General features: G+C 36.0%; 15 protein-coding genes and 1 tRNA gene. 10 read left to right on the top strand and 6 right to left on the bottom strand.

All coding sequences use genetic code 11. The features are described from left to right. Positions 1-255: 255 nt before the first annotated feature. Together rpiB and AC22ZQ_RS00330 are read left to right on the top strand one after the other, a co-directional pair. Entirely contained in the window at positions 256-699 is a 444-nt protein-coding gene (gene rpiB, locus AC22ZQ_RS00335) for a ribose 5-phosphate isomerase B (RefSeq protein WP_318956580.1), read from the top strand. Further along, entirely contained in the window at positions 693-2,102 is a 1,410-nt protein-coding gene (locus tag AC22ZQ_RS00330) for a M28 family peptidase (protein WP_318956579.1), read from the top strand. The genes rpiB and AC22ZQ_RS00330 overlap by 7 nt, the downstream gene beginning before the upstream one ends. On the opposite strand, the gene AC22ZQ_RS00325 is transcribed toward AC22ZQ_RS00330, so the two are convergent. Further along, entirely contained in the window at positions 2,088-3,314 is a 1,227-nt protein-coding gene (locus AC22ZQ_RS00325) for a peroxiredoxin family protein (RefSeq protein WP_318956578.1), read from the bottom strand. The genes AC22ZQ_RS00330 and AC22ZQ_RS00325 overlap by 15 nt on opposite strands. A 102-nt stretch (positions 3,315-3,416) precedes the next feature. Here AC22ZQ_RS00325 and AC22ZQ_RS00320 point away from each other — a divergent pair, with 102 nt between their 5' ends. The 3 genes from AC22ZQ_RS00320 (at position 3,417) to AC22ZQ_RS00310 (ending at position 7,444) form a co-directional block, all read left to right on the top strand. Continuing rightward, on the top strand, positions 3,417-3,953 hold the full coding sequence (locus AC22ZQ_RS00320) for an RNA polymerase sigma factor (protein ID WP_318956577.1): 537 nt from the start codon (positions 3,417-3,419) through the stop codon (positions 3,951-3,953). Next, positions 3,943-5,001, top strand: coding sequence for a T9SS type B sorting domain-containing protein (locus tag AC22ZQ_RS00315; protein WP_318956576.1), 1,059 nt, complete (start codon positions 3,943-3,945; stop codon positions 4,999-5,001). Before AC22ZQ_RS00320 ends, AC22ZQ_RS00315 begins: the two co-directional genes overlap by 11 nt. 103 nt (positions 5,002-5,104) lie before the next feature. Beyond that, the gene (locus AC22ZQ_RS00310) at positions 5,105-7,444 is read left to right on the top strand and encodes a CotH kinase family protein (RefSeq protein WP_318956575.1); all 2,340 of its coding nucleotides are present in this window, start codon (positions 5,105-5,107) and stop codon (positions 7,442-7,444) included. A 290-nt stretch (positions 7,445-7,734) separates the two neighbouring features. On the opposite strand, the gene AC22ZQ_RS00305 is transcribed toward AC22ZQ_RS00310, so the two are convergent. From AC22ZQ_RS00305 to gltX, 3 genes are all read right to left on the bottom strand, one after another. Continuing rightward, positions 7,735-7,805: transfer RNA gene (locus AC22ZQ_RS00305), tRNA-Cys, on the bottom strand. 66 nt (positions 7,806-7,871) lie between these two features. Continuing rightward, positions 7,872-8,270, bottom strand: coding sequence for a dihydroneopterin aldolase (gene folB / locus AC22ZQ_RS00300; RefSeq protein WP_318956574.1), 399 nt, complete (start codon positions 8,268-8,270; stop codon positions 7,872-7,874). A 2-nt stretch (positions 8,271-8,272) separates the two neighbouring features. Next, a complete protein-coding gene (gene gltX, locus AC22ZQ_RS00295; RefSeq protein ID WP_318956573.1) occupies positions 8,273-9,802 on the bottom strand; it encodes a glutamate--tRNA ligase in 1,530 nt (509 codons plus the stop codon). Between the two features lie 128 nt (positions 9,803-9,930). Here gltX and AC22ZQ_RS00290 point away from each other — a divergent pair, with 128 nt between their 5' ends. From AC22ZQ_RS00290 to AC22ZQ_RS00270, 5 genes are read left to right on the top strand one after another with little or no spacing between them, the layout of a single operon-like run. Beyond that, positions 9,931-13,257, top strand: a complete 3,327-nt coding sequence (locus tag AC22ZQ_RS00290; RefSeq protein WP_318956572.1) for a DUF4175 family protein — start codon at positions 9,931-9,933, stop codon at positions 13,255-13,257. After that, entirely contained in the window at positions 13,257-13,670 is a 414-nt protein-coding gene (locus AC22ZQ_RS00285) for an ATP-binding protein (protein ID WP_318956571.1), read from the top strand. The genes AC22ZQ_RS00290 and AC22ZQ_RS00285 overlap by 1 nt, the downstream gene beginning before the upstream one ends. 2 nt (positions 13,671-13,672) lie before the next feature. Next, complete coding sequence (ybeY, locus tag AC22ZQ_RS00280; protein ID WP_318956570.1) at positions 13,673-14,086, top strand: rRNA maturation RNase YbeY; 414 nt, start codon at positions 13,673-13,675, stop codon at positions 14,084-14,086. A 20-nt stretch (positions 14,087-14,106) separates the two neighbouring features. Continuing rightward, positions 14,107-15,981 (top strand): tRNA uridine-5-carboxymethylaminomethyl(34) synthesis enzyme MnmG, encoded by a 1,875-nt coding sequence (gene mnmG, locus AC22ZQ_RS00275; protein ID WP_318956569.1) that lies wholly within the window; start codon positions 14,107-14,109, stop codon positions 15,979-15,981. 21 nt (positions 15,982-16,002) lie between these two features. Beyond that, on the top strand, positions 16,003-16,875 hold the full coding sequence (locus AC22ZQ_RS00270; protein ID WP_318956568.1) for a class I SAM-dependent methyltransferase: 873 nt from the start codon (positions 16,003-16,005) through the stop codon (positions 16,873-16,875). A gap of 144 nt (positions 16,876-17,019) precedes the next feature. On the opposite strand, the gene ispG is transcribed toward AC22ZQ_RS00270, so the two are convergent. Next, positions 17,020-18,930, bottom strand: a complete 1,911-nt coding sequence (gene ispG / locus AC22ZQ_RS00265) for a (E)-4-hydroxy-3-methylbut-2-enyl-diphosphate synthase (RefSeq protein ID WP_318956567.1) — start codon at positions 18,928-18,930, stop codon at positions 17,020-17,022. Between the two features lie 58 nt (positions 18,931-18,988). Continuing rightward, a partial coding sequence (locus AC22ZQ_RS00260) for a hypothetical protein (protein WP_318956566.1) occupies positions 18,989-19,382 on the bottom strand: 394 nt, incomplete at its 5' end.

Here is a 19,382-nt window from a genome sequence, read left to right as displayed (position 1 = left end):
TTGGAATTATATTTTAATAATCCTAGCTTTTCTTTTCATTTTTCCTTGACAAGTATTAACAATTTATTCCCATTTCTTGTGCAAAAGTCAATTCCTTAAACTCCTTTAAAACAAAGGAATTATGAAAGTGGTTTTTGTGCAATTGTTAATAACTATGGATGAATGTTAATAAGGGTATAAAAGATGCAATGAAAGGTGGAAAATTGTTAATTACACCTATTAAGCCTTATTTTTGTAGAAAATAAAAGAAGTAAAATGAGTAAAAGAGTTATTCCAATTGGTTGTGATCATGCAGGTTACGCTTTAAAAGAGAAAATCAAAGAAGTATTTAGTGCAAAAGGATACGAGTTTGAAGATTTCGGTTGTCATTCTGAAGATAGCATTGATTACCCTGATTATGCACACCCGGTAGCGGATAAAGTAGCTGCTAATGAAGGAACTTTGGGAATTTTAATCTGTGGTTCTGGAAATGGAATAAGCATGACGGCGAACAAACATCAAGAAATTAGATGTGCTTTATGTTGGGAAAATGAAATTGCTCAATTAGCGAGAGAACACAACAACGCGAATATTATTTCTTTACCTGCTCGTTTTGTTACAGAAGAAGCTGCTTTAGAAATGGTAGAAACTTTTTTAACAACTGAATTCGAAGGTGGTCGTCACCAAAGAAGAGTAGATAAAATAGCTTGCGCATGTTAAAAAATCTAATCTATCTACCTATAATTTTCTTAAGCACTTCGGTTTTATCACAGGGTAAAGCCGAAGATTATGCACACTATATTAATAAGGAAGAATTATCAGAACATCTTCATGTAATTGCTTCCGATTCTTTTGCGGGTAGAGAAACAGGCTATGAAGGTCAAAAATTAGCAGCCGATTATCTTATCGCGTCTTTTAAGGAAGATGGACTTCAAGCACCAGCTACCCATCCTGATTATAAATTTCCCTTTCAAGTTTTAGAAACGGTATTTTCTGGAGAATTAAGCATTCACAAAAAACAATTGCACTTACAAGAGGATTTTTTCTACTTGTTTGCGAATGAGAAAATTCAAAGAACCGGAAATTACACCTTAATAAAGGATGTAAAGCAAAGCACAGAAAAGAATATTAAAGGGACCGATGTAATTTATTACGCCAATGATACGCTTACGAGTTTTGAAGTTATAGCAGAGTATAGAGCGTTGAAGAAAAACGGTGCAGCGAGTGTAACTTGTATTGTTCATAACTACAACAAGCACTTCGAAATTTTAGAACATCATGTCACAAGTTCTAAAATGACTTTATTGAATGAGGAAAATAAAGCACAAGTTCCTTTACTTTTTGTTGATGTTAATAAAGTTAGTAAGCGTTTGAAAAAATTAAACTTTTCTTTCGCCATCAGTACAGCATCTAAAATACTGAACACAGAGAATGTTGTTGCATTTATAGAAGGGTCGGACTCTATATTAAAAAATGAAGTTTTAGTACTTACTGCGCACTATGATCACATAGGTACTCACGATGGGTTAATTTTCAATGGAGCAGATGATGATGGAACAGGTACTGTGGCATTACTTGAAATAGCAGAGGCCTTTCAGCGTGCTAAGGATGATGGCTATGGGCCAAAAAGAAGTTTACTTATCATGCCAGTAGCCGGTGAGGAGAAGGGACTTTTAGGATCTGCATATTACGCAGAACATCCAATTTATGCTATGGAAAATACCATTACCAATTTAAATATTGATATGATAGGTAGGGTAGATGAAGCGCATGCAGGAGATCCAGATTATGTTTATATCATTGGTAGTAACATGTTGAGTGAGGATTTACACTTGGCGAATGAAAAAGCGAACAATACATATATAAATATTGAATTGGACTATGCTTACAACAGTTTAGATGATCCGAACCGTTTTTATTATCGTTCAGATCATTACAATTTTGCGAAGTATGATGTGCCAAGTATTTTTTATTTCAGTGGAATTCACGAGGACTATCACCAGGCTACAGACACTGTAGATAAAATAGATTTTGAGAAGGTTGAAAAAGTAAGCCGTCTGGTTTACCACACGGCTTGGATATTATTAAATGCAGAAAACAGACCAGAATTAATCAGCCAATAATTCTTCGATTAAAGCTTCTGTTTCCTTTTTGTAATCGATATAAACTTGTCCAGTTCCAGGACCATTGAATCCAGTATGAACTTTAACTATCTCTCCTTGCTTATTGATGTAAATTGAAGTAGGGAAGGAGATGATTTCATTTAAGAAGTAAAATTGCTCTGAAGCTAAAGTTTTAGATGCATTTCCACCAATTAAAAAAGTGTAATCCAAATCGTAGTTGTCTATGAGGCGTTTTACACTTTTAGTTTGTGACTCAAAACTTGTGCTAGCTTCATAACAAACAGCTATGATTTCTAAGCCTTGATCTTTGTATTTAGCTTGTAATTCTTTGTAGTATTTCGTTTCATCTAAGCAGTTCGGGCACCAGGTTCCCATAATTTGAATCAGTACCACCTTACCTTCTAAGTTTTCCTTAGAGTAGGTAAAGTCATTTCCATCCAAGTCTTTAAAGGTGAAATCAAAAGTATCCAATGCATTATTCACATAGGTTAAAGAATCAGGATCAGCTAAAGTAAAAGAATTGTCTTTTACAGCATACCACTTTGTTTTCCAGTGATTTCCAGAGTAAAAAGTCCCCCATAAAGTATCCTTTACTAAATCAGCTTCAAATAAAAATGCATGACTTCCATCAAAACAAGAAAGTTGAACTTTACCTCCGGTTGATAATCCATCTAAAAACCTATAATCTCCAGTTTCTGTTAAAAAGGTACCGGCTACATTAGCAGAACCCGCCATGTGATTAAAAACACCTAAAGCAGGATATGGAGTAGTAGAAGTATAATTAAATACTGTTTTCCATTTTCCTTCTATAGAGGTAATATTGGCTGTAGAAACTTCTACGGTTTTACCAATATATGTGGCTTTAAAAGGAAGGATATAATCTATTGAACGGTGTAAATTTTGCCAATAACCTTTTAAATTATTTTCATCATTTGCAGTGATGTACAACCTACTATTAAAGTCTTTAAATGCATATATTAAAGTGTCGTTAGATAGTTCTAACGGTTTTAAAGAGATAACTTCTGAAGCATTTTTTACTTTAATACTTAGTTGATTATTATCTTTTCTTTCTGTAATTAGTGTAAAGGGAATTACTGTACTATCGTTAATACTTAATTCGCTTTTCCAATATCCAAGAGCAGGTGGTGTATTGGCTTTTGCAAAATTTATGGTGGTGATAGTTAGCAGTAATACTGTAAATATTTTCTTCATGTTTTTAGCAATCTGAGCCAAAAGTATGTTAATTATTGTATCGAGGGGAAAGTTGTGCAACCTTTTTCCTAGTATTATTGTCTTTGTAAATGAATAGAACGAATGGATGAAGAAACACTTGTAAAAAAATGTGTTTCAGGTAACGCTAAGGCGCAAAAGACATTGTTTGATACCTATGCTCCTAAAATGATGGGAGTTAGTTTAAGGTATATGCGCGATGTTGCAAGTGCTGAAGATGTTTTGCAAAACGGTTTTATTAAGGTGTTTGGTAACCTCAAGAACTTTGATAACCGTGGCTCTTTGGAAGGCTGGATAAGACGAATAGTGGTGAACACTGCGTTGGATGAAATTCGAAAGAATAAGAAGAGACAGAATAATGTTGATATCACAGAAAGTGAATATTTGAGTCCGCAAAACGATTTCATTCTTGAAAACTTAATGGCAGAGGATTTGATGAAACTCATCCAAACTTTACCAGAAGGTTATAGAACAGTGTTCAACTTATTTGCCATTGAAGGTTATAGTCATAAAGAAATAGCAGAGCAATTAGGAGTATCTGAGAACACTTCAAAATCCCAATATTCGAGAGCGAAGGGATTTATTAGAAAATTATTAGAAGAAAACGGCATTGAAAGATAAAGACATATTTAAGGAAGTATTTTCCGAAAAACTTAAAGAACATAGTGTGGATGTGAATCCGCAATTGTGGTCTTCTATATCTAGTCAAGTTGGAGCAAGTGCTTCAGCGGCGGGTACAGGGTCGGCTTTAGGTTTAGGAGGGAAAATTATTCTTGGGGTAGCGGCAGTTGCTACCTTAGGTACTGCTACTTACTTTATCGCTGATAGAGGAGAGGAAAAAGCAGAACGAATTGAGCAAAGTCAAGCTGACGAGCAAAATATTCAAGACACAGAAGAGATCAAAGAAGGTGTTTCTGTTATAGTAGATAAAACGGTAAAAGAAGTAACTACTGAAGCAGAAATTGAAGAAAAACCTATATTGAAAGATCAGGATGAAGTTATCCAAGAAGTTGATAATACTGAGGAAATAGAGAGCTTAGATCCTTTAGAAAGTGTTCAATCCAATAAAGAAGATACAGAAGTTTCGAATAGAGAGACTCTAATAAATAAAGAGCAACCTACAACTGATGAAAATGAAGTTGAAGAAGATGAACCGGTAGTAATTCCTACGTATTCGATTAACTACGAAATTGATAGGAACATATATACCTTCAGCATAGAAGGAGGAGATTTCGATGCAATTGAGTGGGATTTTGGAAATAATGATTACAGTTTAAAGGAAAAAGCGGATTACTTCTTTGAAACACCAGGAAGGAAAACTGTGAAAGCCATTATAGTAAAAGGTGATGAAACGATAGAAGAATCGATAACCTTAAATGTAGAGGTTGCCGGTAAATTTATCCGTGTACCAAATACCTTTACTCCTTCAAATGATGGTAGTAATGATACCTACTTCCTTGAATCAGAAGGTATAGAATCAGCCAATATTCGTATTGTAGATCAACAGCAACAAGTTGTTTTTGAAAGTAATGATGTGAATTTTGTTTGGAATGGTGTAGGTATGGATGGTAGCGTGGTAAAGGAAGGAACTTATCATTTAATCATTATTGCAGAGGATGTAAATGGTTATCCTATTAATCTTCATAGAACGATTACGATATTTAGGTAAGGAAAAGATGAAAACCTAATACTTAGAACGGTTAATAAAAGTGTTAATTCTTTTGTTAACCGTTTTTTATTTGCGCTCTATTTCAAACTATTTTTGATTCAGAATGAAAAGGTTAACGAAATCGCTAAGTGTAGGATTAGGCATGTTGTTATGTCTAGTAAGTTTTGGTCAGTCTACTTTTAAGGCACAACCAATCCCTGGTAATTATCCTGACTTACAAGAAGTTAATTTTTCTATACCTGAAGGGAGTAAGGCCTATTTTACTACAGATGGAACAAGGCCTTCTTATTACAGTTCTCGTTTATCTTCAGTGGAAAAGATAGTTGGGAATACTAGTTTTTCTATTGCTATTTACAATGAAGAAGGAAAACGAAGCGACACCATTCTTTCTTATATCACAGACTTTAAACATGATATTCCTATCATAAGTATTGTTTCTAATCCTGCTAATTTTTTTGATTCAGCTATAGGAATTTTTGAAAAGGGTTGTTGTGCGGATACAATAGATCCTTACATAGGTGCTAATTTTTGGAAAGATTGGGAGAAAGTAATAAATGTTGAATTCTTTGATACCAATGGCGTAATTGGTTTTAATCAAAAAGCAGGTGTAAAGATATTTGGAGGTTACAGCAAGTCCATGCCGCAAAAATCATTGGCTATTTATGCTCGATCGAGGTATGGTAATAAGAAATTTGAGTACCCGATTTTTCCGCAACTAGAAATTGATAAATACAAGAACTTTGTCCTGAGAAATGGGGGAGGAGATATGTTAGCAGCTCATGCACGCGATGTTTTTGCAACCCAATTGGTAAAGGAAACAGGTATTGATTACCAAGAGTATAGACCTTGCGCTGTGTATATTAACGGTCGTTATTGGGGATTGTATAATATTCGAGAAAAAATTAACGAACATTACTTAAAAGCACATTACGGGTACGACAAAGATTCTGTAATTATTATGCGTCATATTTACGAGAGGCAACATGGTTCTCCGTATGATTACAGAAGAACCTTGAGATATATTCAGAACAACAGTTTAACGGATACTGCAGCTTTAAACTTTGTAAGTAAGGAAATAGATATCGACAACTATATCTTGTATAACATATTAGAAACCTATACCGCTAATGGTGATGCAGGTGGGAATATTCGCTACTATAAATCGACATCACCAGAAACAAAATGGAAATGGATTTTCTTTGATTTAGATCTTGGTTTAAATACAACAGGAAAACATGAAGTAGCTAAAAATACAGTAGAGGATTTCACAACCTATAGTACCGAAAAGTGGCCAAATCCTGCATGGTCAACTTTGATAATACGAAAAATACTGGAGAACGATTCTTTGAAAATGTTGTACATCAATCAGTTTTGTGATTTGTTAAGTACCACTTTTGATTCTACGAGAGCCATGTCTTTAGCGGATCAACTCAAAGCAGAACAACAGAATGAAATAGATGCTCATTTAAAAAGATGGGGAATTTACAGATCGCGTTATGATAGGAGCTGGCAGTATATTAAAGATTTTGCGCAAGCTCGTCCGAGGTATTTGTATCAATATATTCAGGAACGTTTTGCACTAGAAGCTCCTGTTCGTGTAGAAGTGAACGTAGATAAAAAGGCGGGAAGTGTTGATTTTAACACGCTATTACTCCAAGAAAACTATTCTGGAAAATATTTTCCAGGGGTAAAACTAAAAGTGAAAGCTACACCGCGCTTTGATTATGTATTCAAAGGCTGGAAGGGGAGAAGTGAAGTTTCTCCAGAAATTTATGTGGCAGTAAATGAAAACACAGTATTTGAACCCATTTTTGAAAAGCGTCCGAAGTCTGAATGGAGAAAGCAGATTATAATTTCTGAAATTAATGCAGCCCAAGCTAAGGCAGATTTGAGTGAAGATTTTGTAGAACTTTATAATCTAACAGATACGCTCATTGATATTAGCGGATGGATTTTAAAAGATAAAGAGGATATACATCATTTTGTAGTTCCACAAGGAACAAAGTTGATGCCGCATGCATTCCTAATACTTGCAGAGAACAAAAAGGCTTATTTAAAGCGTTATCCTGATGCAGATTATGTAATTGGTGATGTAGGATTTGGTTTTAAAGCGGAACATGATAAAATAAGGCTCTATGACGCTGATACGAACAGGATTGTTTCGATTACTTTGAAAAAATTGGGTGTTGCAGAAAATGATACAAGTAATTTAGTTTTAGAACGCTTCACTTATAGAAAGAAGGAGGAAAGTGGTTATTTATTAGAAGCTCCAAATCCAGGGGCAAAGAGTAAGGCGCAATTACTTTTTGAAGAAGAAGAAAAACGTAAAGCTTTTTATCGTCAACTTTTTTTTTACGCAGTAAGTAGTGCAGTTGTTTTGGGAACTTTGATTTTTGTTTTAGTAAGAAGAAAACGTAAACTTAAATTAAGAAGTAAGAATTAAGAATGTAGAGGGATTCTATTTTTCGAATTATAGAACCTTGAATTGTAATTCACAAAAAAGGGGATAAGCGGCTAGCTTTTTGAAGTGAGCCGTTTTTTTGTGCCGCAGAAAAAGTACCCTCAGAAACTTATTTTACAGTATTACAAAAAGTAGGTGAAATGAAAAATCTATATCAAGACTCCGGTCGATAATCTAAGTTGACCCGACTCCCAAGTGTAGGTAGGGGTTTCTCCAAAAAGTTATGGGCATAAAAAAACGCTTAATTCTATAAGAATCAAGCGTTTCTGTTGAGGTCCCGAACGGATTCGAACCGCCGTACAAGGTTTTGCAGACCTCTGCCTAGCCACTCGGCCACAGGACCATTATCGGGCGACAAAAATAATAAAATTTCTTTAGTTGTCGCCCAATATTTTTAATTTTTATTGAACTAGTTGTCTTTTCGATAACCTCCAATAGGGTTTTGTTGGAAAACATCCTCTTCGATGATAATCGCCACATTGTTCACATCTCCGTTAATAGGAGGGGTCAACTTAGTGATTTTCACCTTGATGGAATGTAGATCATTGATTTCATTTTTCATTTTATCAACGATGCGCTGTCCTACTTGTTCTATTAATTTAGAACGAATACCCATTTCAGATTTTACAATTTTGTTGATTTGTACATAATCAACAGTTTTGCTTAAATCATCTTCTTTGGCAGCATCGGAAAAGTCTGTGGTAACAGAAACATCTACAATGTAGTGTCCGCCCACCTTACCTTCTTCGGTTAAACAACCGTGAAAGGCATACAACTTAATTCCGTTTACTTCTATAGTATGTTTCATGCTTACGCTTCAGCTTTAAGAGCTGCAATATTTTTTATACCTGCTTCCATACGGGCAACACATTCTTCTTTTCCCAACAAGTTAGCAATTTCGAACATGCTTGGTCCCATTCCTTTTCCTGTTAACACAAGACGGAAGTTAGGAAGTACAGCACCTATACCTAATTCTTTCTCAGCTAAGAATGCTTTGAATTCTTTTTCAATATTCTCTGCGTTGAAATCTGAGATGTTTTTGAATCGCTCTAACCACTCTTCCATAATTGGAGTAGTGTGCTCTTTCCATTTTTTACGTACAGTTTTCTCGTCGTAAGAAGTTGGTGCATTGAAGAAGTAATCTCCTTCTACCAACATATCTTTTAAGAAAGTAGCACGTTCTTTCATCATTTCTACGATCTCTTCTAAGAAAGAAGCGTCGTATTCTTTATCTAAAAGCGTTTGTAATTCTTTCGCTAATACAGCTTTGTCTGTAGCTCTTAAATATTGTTGTTGGTACCACTTTGTTTTGTCAGCATCGAATTTAGCTCCTGCTTTTCCCACTCTTTCTAAAGTGAAGGCCTCAACTAATTCGTCTAGTTTAAACAACTCTTGCGGTGTACCTGGGTTCCATCCTAAGAAAGCCAACATGTTAATGAACGCTTCTGGTAAGTAACCTTGTTCTCTATATCCAGAGTATAATTCTCCTTCTGCAGTTGTCCAGTTCGTTGGGAATACAGGGAATCCTAAACGATCTCCATCACGTTTAGATAACTTTCCGTTTCCATCAGGTCTTAACAATAATGGTAAGTGAGCAAATTGTGGAGCATCCCATCCAAACGCTTCATATAATAAAACGTGTAAGGGAGCAGAGGGCAACCATTCTTCTCCACGAATTACGTGTGAGATTTCCATGGTGTGATCATCTACAATGTTTGCTAAGTGGTAGGTTGGCATACCGTCTGACTTAAACAAAACTTTATCATCTAAGTTGTTAGTATTCACAACCACCCATCCACGAACGATATCTTCGAAACGTACATCTACATTACGTGGCATTTTGAAACGGATGACATAAGGATCTCCGTTTGCAATTCTCTTTTCTACTTCATCAGCTGGAAGCGTTAAAGAGTTTTGCATAGAGTTACGTGTAACAGCATTGTATTGCCAGTTTGGCATTTTCATTGTTTTCGCACGCTCACGCATCTCAGTTAAACTTTCAGAAGTATCGAAAGCATAGTACGCTTTACCTTCTGCAACCAATTGTTCTGCGTAAGGTAGGTACATGGCTTTACGTTCAGATTGAATGTAAGGACCAAAGTCACCACCAACACCAGGACCTTCGTCTGGAGAAATTCCACACCAAGCTAAAGCATCCATGATGTATTCAAAAGCACCAGGAACAAAACGAGTTTGATCCGTGTCTTCTAAACGCAGGATAAATGTTCCATTGTTTTTCTTCGCAAATAAGTAATTGTATAATGCAGTTCTTACCCCACCCATGTGCAAGGGTCCAGTTGGAGAAGGGGCAAATCTTACGCGTACAGCTTTATCAGACATTTTCTAAAATTTTGTGCAAAGATAATGGATTAGCTGAACTGTTAAATTGTTAAGGGAGGACATTCTTGTTACAATTTTCTACGTTAGATAATATAACTTAGTAAGTTAAGCTAAATTGAAGGGAATATATGGGAGCATTTGATCGGTTAATAGAGCAAATAGATGCGTTTATACGCAAGTATTACAAGAATCAGCTTGTGAAAGGGATACTCTTGTTTTCTGCTTTTGCCTTGACGTGTTTTTTGTTGGTGAATCTTTTAGAGTATTTCGGTAGATTTAATTCTACTGTTCGAGCAGTGCTCTTTTTTAGTGCATTGGCTTTTATTCTTTATCTCTTCGTTTACTATTTCATTATTCCACTTGCCAAACTCACCTCTTTTGGTAAGCGAATCAACCGTGAACAAGCTTCAATTATAATTGGTGATTTTTTCCCAAATGTGAAAGATTCACTGCTAAACACCCTTCAGTTAGAGGCTGCTTCTAGAGATCAAAAACAATATGATTTGTTGTTGGCGAGTGTCGAACAAAAATCCAATCAACTGAGTGCAGTTCCTTTTGCATCGGCTATAGATATTAGAGAGAATAGAAAATATCTAAAATATGTCTTACCTGTTGTACTGACTGTTTTAGCGATAGCAGTTTTTGCTCCTTCATTTTATAAAGAGGGTACAGAACGCTTGGTGAATTATAATACACATTACGCGATACCAGCACCTTTTGATTTTGTTTTAGAAAATGATGTTTTAAAGGTTGAACAAGGGGAAGCTGTGGATTTATCACTACGTCTAAAAGCAACCAAAAACGAACCCCTTCCAGACAAGGTTTTTGTGCATTCGGATCAAGGTGTTTTTTTAATGGAACAGTCAACGAAAGATAAACGGTTATATACTTTCCCTAAAGTAACCAAGGATATGTCCGTTTATTTTTCAGCCAATGGTTTCGAAAGTGAAAGCTATTTAATTGATGTAGTAGGAAAGGCAAGTTTTGTAAAGTTCAATGCAGAGTTAATGTATCCTGCCTATTTAGGACTTAAAAATGAAGTGGTTGAAAATGTAGCTGATTTGTTGGTGCCTGAAGGTACAGTGGTGAAGTACGATATGTTAACTAAGAATGCAAAGCGCCTGGAGATTGGAGTTGGGGACAGTATTCAGATGTTCGAAGAAAAAGGTGTTAATTTTTCGACAAAAGTACAGCACGATGAACAGATTTCTTTTGCCTTAGTGAGTCAAGATCTGGAAAATAAAGAAGAGGTTTCTTATGTAATTGAGGTTATTAAGGATGCTTATCCTACACTTAGTGTTGTTCGGGAAGTTGACAGTACGGATATCAATAAAGTACGCTTTAATGGAGCCGCAAAGGATGATATAGGGATTTTAGAAGTTGCTTTTGTTTATACGGTTGAGGGTAAAGAAGGAACAAAGAGAAAGGAACGTACGGTGTTACCGGGTATTGGTCAAACCGAAGGACTCATAGATATGTCCTTTAACTTTTCGCAGTTAAGTCTTCTGCCAGAAGATCGGGTGAGTTATTATTTCGAAGTGTTAGATAATGATAAGGTCAATGGTTCAAAAAGAACAAAGAGTGCCATGTATACCTTGGCTATTCCTTCAAAAGAAGAATTAAAGAAAGAGAGACAAGAAGATTTAAATAAAGCGAATAGTGCTATGGAAGAAGCTATGAAGAAAGCTGAAGACTTCCAGAAAAGTGTAAATGATTTGAAAAAGAATTTACTTAATAATAAAGCAAGTGATTGGAATAAAAAACAACGCTTAGAAGATGTTAAAAAGCAGCAACAGAGTCTTGAAAAAATGCTAGAAGATCTGAAAAAGGATTTAGAGGATTCATGGGAGAAGAAAGATAAATTTTCAGAAGAGGAATTAGAACTGTTAGAAAAACAGGAGTTGTTGGATGAGTTGTTGAATGAATTGATGGATGATGAATTGAAGGACTTATTAGAGGAGTTAGAGGAATTGTTAGAACGACAGCAGGAGAATGGTCAAAAGGAAGTAACTGAAGAGGTTGAAAAAAGTGCTGAGGAATTAAACAAAGAATTGGATAGGGCTTTAGAACAACTTAAGCAGTTACAGGTCAATGAAAAACTTAACGATATAGAAGAGTCTTTAGAAGAACTTGCAGATGAGATGAAAGAGTTGTCTGAATCAGATAAAAATGCAGAGGAGAAGTTAGATGATCAAAAATCTTTAGAAAATGAGTTTGATAAATTGATGAAGGACTATGAAGAGACTTTAAAGGAAAATGAAGAATTGAAACGTCCTCTTGATATGGAAGACCTTGATGAGGATAAAGAGGATGTTAAGGAAGAGTTTTCTGAATCGGAAGAGAATTTGTCAAAGAGCAAAGAGTCAAAATCGAAAGAGAATCAGAAAAATGCTGCTGAGAAAATGAAAGAAATGGCAGCTAAAATTAATGGGATGCAAATGCAAAGTCAGCAAGAGCAAAACCAAGAAGATTATGAGTTTTTAAGAGCGTGTTTAGAATCTTTGGTAAATCTAAGTTTAAGCCAAGAGGCGAACATGGATGTGTTTGCAAATTTGGACAGTTCAGATCCAGATTACATCAATGTTGGTAGACAACAACGAAAAATAATGGATGATGCAGAACCTGTTAAAGATAGTCTTGAAGCCTTAGCGGTGAGGAACCCGAAGATTGCAAAGTTTATTGATCAAGAGTTAAGAGCTATCGAAAGAAATTATGCGAATTTATTGGAGGATATAGATGAACGTAAGTTGACTTCATTGGTAGTGAAGCAGCAATATGTTATGACGAGTTACAATAATTTGGCCTTGCTTTTTAATGAAAGTTTGGAACAGATGCAGCAAGAAATGCAAAGTCAAGAGGGAGGTAATGGAAGTTGTAATAATCCGGGAGGACAAGGAAAAGGTAGTTCGGGTAATAGTTCCATGGAGAGTATGAAAGAGATGCTTAAAAAACAATTAGAGAGCATGAAGAAGGGTATGTCTCCTGGAGGAAATAAACCTGGGGATAAGCAAGGTTCCTCGCCAATTCCGATGGGTGCTCAACAAGCTGCACGAATGGCAGCGCAGCAAAGTGAAATTAGAAGACGTTTGGAACAGATGAAGAACGAGTTAAACAAAGGCGGTAAACGTGAAGGTGATATATTGAATCCTTTGTTAGAAGAACTAGAAAAGCAACAAGAAGAGTTAATAAACAAACAGTGGAATCAAGAGCTTGTGAACCGACAACAAGATATTTTAACGCGTATGTTTGAAAGCGAAAAAGCACTAAAAGAGAGAGGGTTCGATGAACAAAGAGAAAGTGAAGAAGGAAAAAATACAGAAAAAGGTAACCCTATTGATTTTTTAGAGTATAAGAAGTTGAAAGAAAAACAACTTGAGCTATTAAGGTCTTTAAATCCCACCTTAGAGAGGTATTACAAAGACAGAGCGAGTGAATACTTTAATAGAGTTAATTAATGGCGGACGTAAGAGAATTTGTAAAATCAATCGAGGTTGATTCAACGATAGATAATTTAACGAAAGTAGAAGCTTTTGTAGATGATGTATGTTTAGAAATGGATGTACGCGATGAAAGTTATGGTAACGTATTAATTGCCGTAACAGAAGCATTTAACAATGCTGTTCAACATGGTAATCAAGGTAAGTCTACTTGTAAGGTGGTAGTAAAAGCTTATGAGGACACAGGGTTTATTAAATTATCTGTAAAGGATGAAGGAGATGGGTTTGATTATGATAATCTACCTGATCCGACAGCTCCAGAAAACCTAGAAAAGGAAAATGGTAGAGGTGTGTTCTTAATGAAAAGCTTGGCGGATGAAGTTGAGTTTGAAGAGAAAGGTGCACTCGTTATTTTAAGTTTTAAACTTTAATAATGGTTAATATATTTTTTGAAGATGTTGAAATTCCGAATTTAAATTCGGAATTTTTTGTTTCATGGCTTTCTAAAGTTTGTGAAACGGAGGGTAAAGTTTTGGATGAGGTGAACTTGGTTTTTGGTAGTGACGATTGGTTGCTTGAAAAGAATAAAGAGTTTTTAGACCATGATTATTATACGGATATAATCACCTTCGATTATTGTGTGGATAACGCAATTACCGGTGATTTGTTTATCAGTTGGGATAGAGTGCAGGATAATGCAATTACTCAGAATGTTTCACGTGAAACAGAGTTAAACAGAGTTGTTGTACATGGTGTTTTGCATTTATGTGGTTATGGTGACAAGTCAGAAACCGAAGAAAAGCTTATGCGTGAAAAAGAAGATGCGTACCTTTGTATGCTGAAATAGTTTCACGTGAAACATTTGTTATGATAAAAGAATACGATGTTGTAGTAGTTGGTGCGGGTCACGCAGGTTGTGAAGCGGCGAATGCCGCTGGTAAAATCGGTGCGAGTGTGCTTTTGATTACTATGAATATGAATACGATTGCTCAAATGAGTTGTAACCCTGCTATGGGAGGTGTTGCAAAAGGGCAAATTGTGAGAGAGATTGATGCTTTAGGTGGTGGTTCAGGTTTGGTTTCTGATGCAAGTGCAATTCAGTTCCGAATGTTGAATAGATCTAAAGGTCCAGCTATGTGGTCACCGCGTACGCAAAATGACAGAATGCGTTTTGCAGAAGAGTGGAGGTTGTTGTTAGAAAGAAATCCAAACGTGGATTTTTGGCAGGATATGGCAACTGAATTAGTTGTGAAAAATGGAAAGGTTACGGGAGTTAAAACGAATATAGGTGTCGAAGTAAAGGCAAAAAAGGTCGTTTTAACCAATGGTACTTTTTTAAATGGTTTGATTCATTTAGGTGAAAAACAATTCGGTGGTGGTAGAGCTGGTGAAAGAGCGGCTACTGGTATGACTGAATGTTTAATTAATCTTGGTTTTGAAGCGGGAAGAATGAAAACTGGAACTCCTCCACGTGTGGATGGTCGTTCTTTGGATTATTCTAAAATGGAAGTTCAACCGGGAGATGAGATCAGAGGTAAGTTTAGTTTTGATCCAAGAAGTAAGGCTTTGTTAACACAACGTCCTTGCCATATTACCTATACAAATCCAGATACTCATGAATTGTTGCGTTCAGGTTTTGATCGTTCACCAATGTTTAATGGAGCCATTAAAAGTTCTGGACCAAGATACTGTCCTTCTATAGAGGATAAGATTAACCGTTTTGCCGAACGTGATCGTCATCAAATTTTTGTTGAACCGGAAGGTTGGAACACAGTAGAGATTTATGTAAATGGTTTTAGTACGTCCTTACCAGAGGAAATACAATATCAGGCAATGACTACTATTCCAGGTTTTGAAAATGTGAAAATGTTCCGTCCTGGTTATGCGATTGAATACGATTATTTCCCGCCTACACAGTTGAAACATACGTTGGAAACTAAGTTAGTGGAAGGATTATTCTTTGCAGGTCAAATTAATGGTACTACGGGATACGAAGAGGCGGCTTGTCAAGGTTTGATGGCAGGGATTAATGCTGCTAATCATGCCCTGGGTAAAGGAGATTTTATCTTGAGTAGGTCTGATGCATATATCGGTGTATTGATAGATGATTTGATCACAAAAGGTACAAAAGAACCCTACCGTATGTTTACTTCAAGAGCGGAGTATAGAATTTTACTTCGTCAGGATAATGCAGATATACGTTTGACTCCGTTAGGTCATGCTATCGGTTTAGCGTCTGACGAGGCTTTACATAGAGTAAATGCCAAAAATTCGGGTACGGCGAAATTGAAGACCTTGTTGAACAAAACGAGTGTTACCCCTGAGGATATAAATCCATTATTGGAAGAGAAGGGGAGCAGCATCTTAAAACAACAGGTGAAAATTGATTCTTTAGTAGCAAGACCTCAATTGAAATTGTCTGAATTAATTGATTTGAATTCTAGTCTTAAAACAGAAGTGGATACATTGTTAGAAGGTCATGAGGATATTTTGGAACAAACAGAAATCCAAATGAAGTATGAGGGATATATTCAAAGGGAAGAAGATACTGTGAAGAAGTTAGGTCGTTTGGATAATCTTAAAATTCCGGAGGATGTAGATTTTTCCAAAATGGGATCGTTAAGTGCAGAGGCAGTCGAGAAATTAAACGATATTAGGCCTTCTACAATTGGTCAAGCCAGTAGAATTAGTGGTGTATCACCAAGTGATATATCTGTATTGTTAATTTATTTAGGAAGATAGTTTCACGTGAAACAAGATTTGATGCATAGAGAAGAATGTCCAGTTTGTGGTAAAACAGAATTTACGCATTTCATGGATGTGAAAGATCACATGATTACGAAGGAAGACTTTGTGATTGTAGAGTGTGATGATTGTAAATTTCATTTTACCAACCCTGTTCCAAGCAAGGATAAAATTGGCCCTTACTATAAGTCTGAAGAGTATATCTCTCATTCAAGTTCTAATAAAGGGGTTATAAACTTTCTCTACAACAAGGTTAGGGTGAAAACGCTACGCCAAAAATTACGTTGGATAGAAAGTGAAACCAGTGGAAAGCAATTGCTGGATATAGGTGCGGGGACAGGTCATTTTGTGAAAGTTGCGCAAAATCAAGGTTTCACCGTAACTGGTTTAGAGCCTGACGAGGACGCTAGAGCTTTTTGTAAAAAGGAGCATGGAATAGAATTACAACCACAAACTGATCTTTATAAATTAGAAGATAATAGTGCAGATGTTATTACCATGTGGCATGTGTTAGAACATGTTTATGATTTACAAAAAGACATCAAAGAGATTCGACGTATACTAAAACCAGGAGGTGTTTTGTTTGTAGCTGTTCCAAATATGGCGAGTTATGATGCAGAATACTACAAAGAGTTCTGGGCGGCCTATGATGTTCCACGACATTTATATCATTTCAAGAAGAAAGACATTGATAAGCTCTTTTGTTTAAATGATATTAAAATGTGTAAAGTGCTCCCTATGAAGTTTGATTCTTTTTACGTTTCAATGCTTTCAGAAAAATATAAAGGAGGAAATATTTTGAAAGCCGCCTTCATTGGCTTCCTTTCAAATTTGAATTCTAAAAAAGGTGGATTTAGTAGTCAGGTATATGTTTTAAGACATGATGATTAAGATTAGACACTTATTTTAACGTATAAAGGCCCATTTAGGGCCTTTTTTTATGTCTGAAAGGGAAATACCTTAGCTGTTTCGAGTTCTACGAGTATACGAAGCGTAATTTTTGCTTCGAGACCCAGTTTTTGTTAAAATATGAAATTATTGTGAAGAAACTTCATTCCAGTCGCCGTAGCTTTTGATAAGGTCAATGAGAGCATCTACAGCTTCGTCTTCAGGTACATTTCTTTTGATAACCTCTTTTTCTTTGTACAAATTAATTTTACCTGGTCCTGTTCCCACATAACCATAATCTGCATCAGCCATTTCTCCTGGACCGTTTACAATACATCCCATGATCCCAATTTTGACTCCCTTAAGGTGAGATGTGCTTTTTCGAATTTTTGCAGTTGTTTCTTGCAGGTCGAACAAAGTTCTACCACAAGAAGGGCAAGAAATGTATTCTGTTCTCGAAATGCGTGTTCGCGTTGCTTGTAGAATACCAAAAGCTGTACTTGTAGTTGCTAGATAGGGTAGGTGTTGTTCATTTTGGATAAATAAACCGTCTCCAAAGCCGTCTATGAGTATTGAACCAGCCATTGCTCCAGTTTCAAGCTGATAGTGCTCTAAATCGGCTGTATTTAGCTTTAAATTGAGTATCACGGGTACTTCAATGTTTCCAAGTGATAGATGATTAAAGAATTTTCTAAATGATTGGGTAAAACTTCCCGCTGCTTCAGCAATAAGCACCGTGTTTTCTGGTAATTGACTTAAGTCTATATTGTAATCGTTTACGTTTATCTTTAAAAAGTTGATTTTAGCCTTACTTTCGGCTAAGGTGTTTACTGTTGTATGTAAAGGGAAAAAGTGATCTTTTTCACTGTAGTTTTCCTTAAAATTTTCAAAATCACAAATAATACCCAAGTATCCAGGAGTTTCAAAATCGACCTTTTGATTACCTACGTAGATGTAATCTGCAGCTAAATCTTTTTGATTCCATTTGTCTAATTCAACGTTGTAATTATGGCCGAATCCAAATAGGTGAGAAGCTTTAATATTTTCTGTAGTGTGTAAATCACCAATTACAACAGGTACGTGTTTATGACCAATGTTGTGAACCTCGAAACTATCTCTTCGTGTATAATGAAAGGGATCATATTGAAGTGTTTCAATTGGTTCAACCTCATTCCTTTTTTCTTCTTCGTAAATCTTTACGAGTTTTTGTGCTACTGGTATTTCAAATTCGGGTGCTTCTGTTAAGCTCACACGAATTGTATCACCTAATCCATCGGCTAGTAAAGCACCAATTCCTACAGCACTTTTGATTCTTCCGTCTTCACCATCACCGGCTTCAGTTACACCTAGATGTAGCGGATAATTCATACCTTCTTTGATCATAGTAGCTACAAGCAAACGGTAAGCTTGGACCATTACAAGGGTGTTACTGGCTTTCATAGAAATTACAATCTCATGGAAATCATTCTTTCTACAAATGCGTAAAAATTCCATGGCAGACTCAACCATGCCTTCGGGAGTATCTCCGTAACGACTCAAAATTCTATCGGATAAAGAACCGTGGTTGGTACCAATACGCATTGCCGTTCCCTCTTTCTTACACAAGAGCACTAGAGGTGTAAATTTCTTTTCTATACGTTCAAGCTCTGCCTGGTAACTTTCGTCGTTGTATTCGATTTCCTCGAATTTCTTCTTATCGGCGTAGTTTCCTGGGTTTACTCTAACCTTTTCAATTTTTGTGGCTGCGATTTCTGCCGCATTGGGTGTAAAATGAATATCAGCCACCAGGGGAGTGTCGTATCCTTTGGCTAATAATTCAGCCTTAATAACACCTAAGTTTTCGGCTTCCTTTTTAGAAGGTGCAGTTAATCTTACTAATTCACATCCAGCATCTATCATACGGATAGATTCTTCTACAGAACCTTGCGTATCCATAGTATCAGCTGTGGTCATACTTTGAATTCGAATAGGAGCGTTGCCACCTAAGGTCAAATTTCCAATTTTAACTTCTCTAGTTTTAAATCGAGTACGTTGTGTAAGTGAATTACAATATTTCATGTGTTAATCTTATATCTCTTGTGTGCTACAAATATCTTGTTTTAAAGGGAGATTTAGTCTATTCTCCTTTCTTTTTCTTTGTAAGGGCTTCATGAATTTGTTGGGCGTGAGCTTGCAATCCATAATGTGCCGATATATAGGATCTACGCTTTAAAATAGCAGTAGGATCTATAGCCGTTGAAAAACAATTTTCAAGAGCTGTTTTAATTTCTTCAGGCGTATTGGCTATACAACAAAACTCTTCCATTTTTGTTCCAGCAAGCATCTCATTATTCGCGATAATATATCCACCGTTACTCAAAGCATTGATGAGTTTATGTTTAATCCCTGTGGCCTGAAAGGTAATAAGTAGATTGACCTTTGCTTTTGCAATGAGTTGGTACAATTCTTTGTCAGACGGTGATACGCTAACTTCTACTTGTGGATGTGCCTCCAAAAGTTTTAAAAATTCT

Source organism: Lishizhenia sp. (assembly GCF_057456495.1).
The sequence above is the reverse complement of the archived record's forward strand: the minus strand, read 5'-3'. Positions and strand labels throughout refer to the sequence as shown.

What these genes read in the sequence shown, in the direction of transcription:
- AC22ZQ_RS00320 (WP_318956577.1), top strand. Translation starts at nt 3,417, where the DNA reads ATGGATGAAGAAACACTTGTAAAAAAATGTGTTTCAGGTAACGCTAAG.
- AC22ZQ_RS00310 (WP_318956575.1), top strand. Translation starts at nt 5,105, where the DNA reads ATGAAAAGGTTAACGAAATCGCTAAGTGTAGGATTAGGCATGTTGTTA.
- AC22ZQ_RS00330 (WP_318956579.1), top strand. Translation starts at nt 693, where the DNA reads ATGTTAAAAAATCTAATCTATCTACCTATAATTTTCTTAAGCACTTCG.
- AC22ZQ_RS00325 (WP_318956578.1), bottom strand. Translation starts at nt 3,314, where the DNA reads ATGAAGAAAATATTTACAGTATTACTGCTAACTATCACCACCATAAAT.
- ispG (WP_318956567.1), bottom strand. Translation starts at nt 18,930, where the DNA reads ATGAAATATTGTAATTCACTTACACAACGTACTCGATTTAAAACTAGA.
- AC22ZQ_RS00270 (WP_318956568.1), top strand. Translation starts at nt 16,003, where the DNA reads ATGCATAGAGAAGAATGTCCAGTTTGTGGTAAAACAGAATTTACGCAT.
- mnmG (WP_318956569.1), top strand. Translation starts at nt 14,107, where the DNA reads ATGATAAAAGAATACGATGTTGTAGTAGTTGGTGCGGGTCACGCAGGT.
- AC22ZQ_RS00290 (WP_318956572.1), top strand. Translation starts at nt 9,931, where the DNA reads ATGGGAGCATTTGATCGGTTAATAGAGCAAATAGATGCGTTTATACGC.
- folB (WP_318956574.1), bottom strand. Translation starts at nt 8,270, where the DNA reads ATGAAACATACTATAGAAGTAAACGGAATTAAGTTGTATGCCTTTCAC.
- AC22ZQ_RS00285 (WP_318956571.1), top strand. Translation starts at nt 13,257, where the DNA reads ATGGCGGACGTAAGAGAATTTGTAAAATCAATCGAGGTTGATTCAACG.
- ybeY (WP_318956570.1), top strand. Translation starts at nt 13,673, where the DNA reads ATGGTTAATATATTTTTTGAAGATGTTGAAATTCCGAATTTAAATTCG.
- rpiB (WP_318956580.1), top strand. Translation starts at nt 256, where the DNA reads ATGAGTAAAAGAGTTATTCCAATTGGTTGTGATCATGCAGGTTACGCT.
- gltX (WP_318956573.1), bottom strand. Translation starts at nt 9,802, where the DNA reads ATGTCTGATAAAGCTGTACGCGTAAGATTTGCCCCTTCTCCAACTGGA.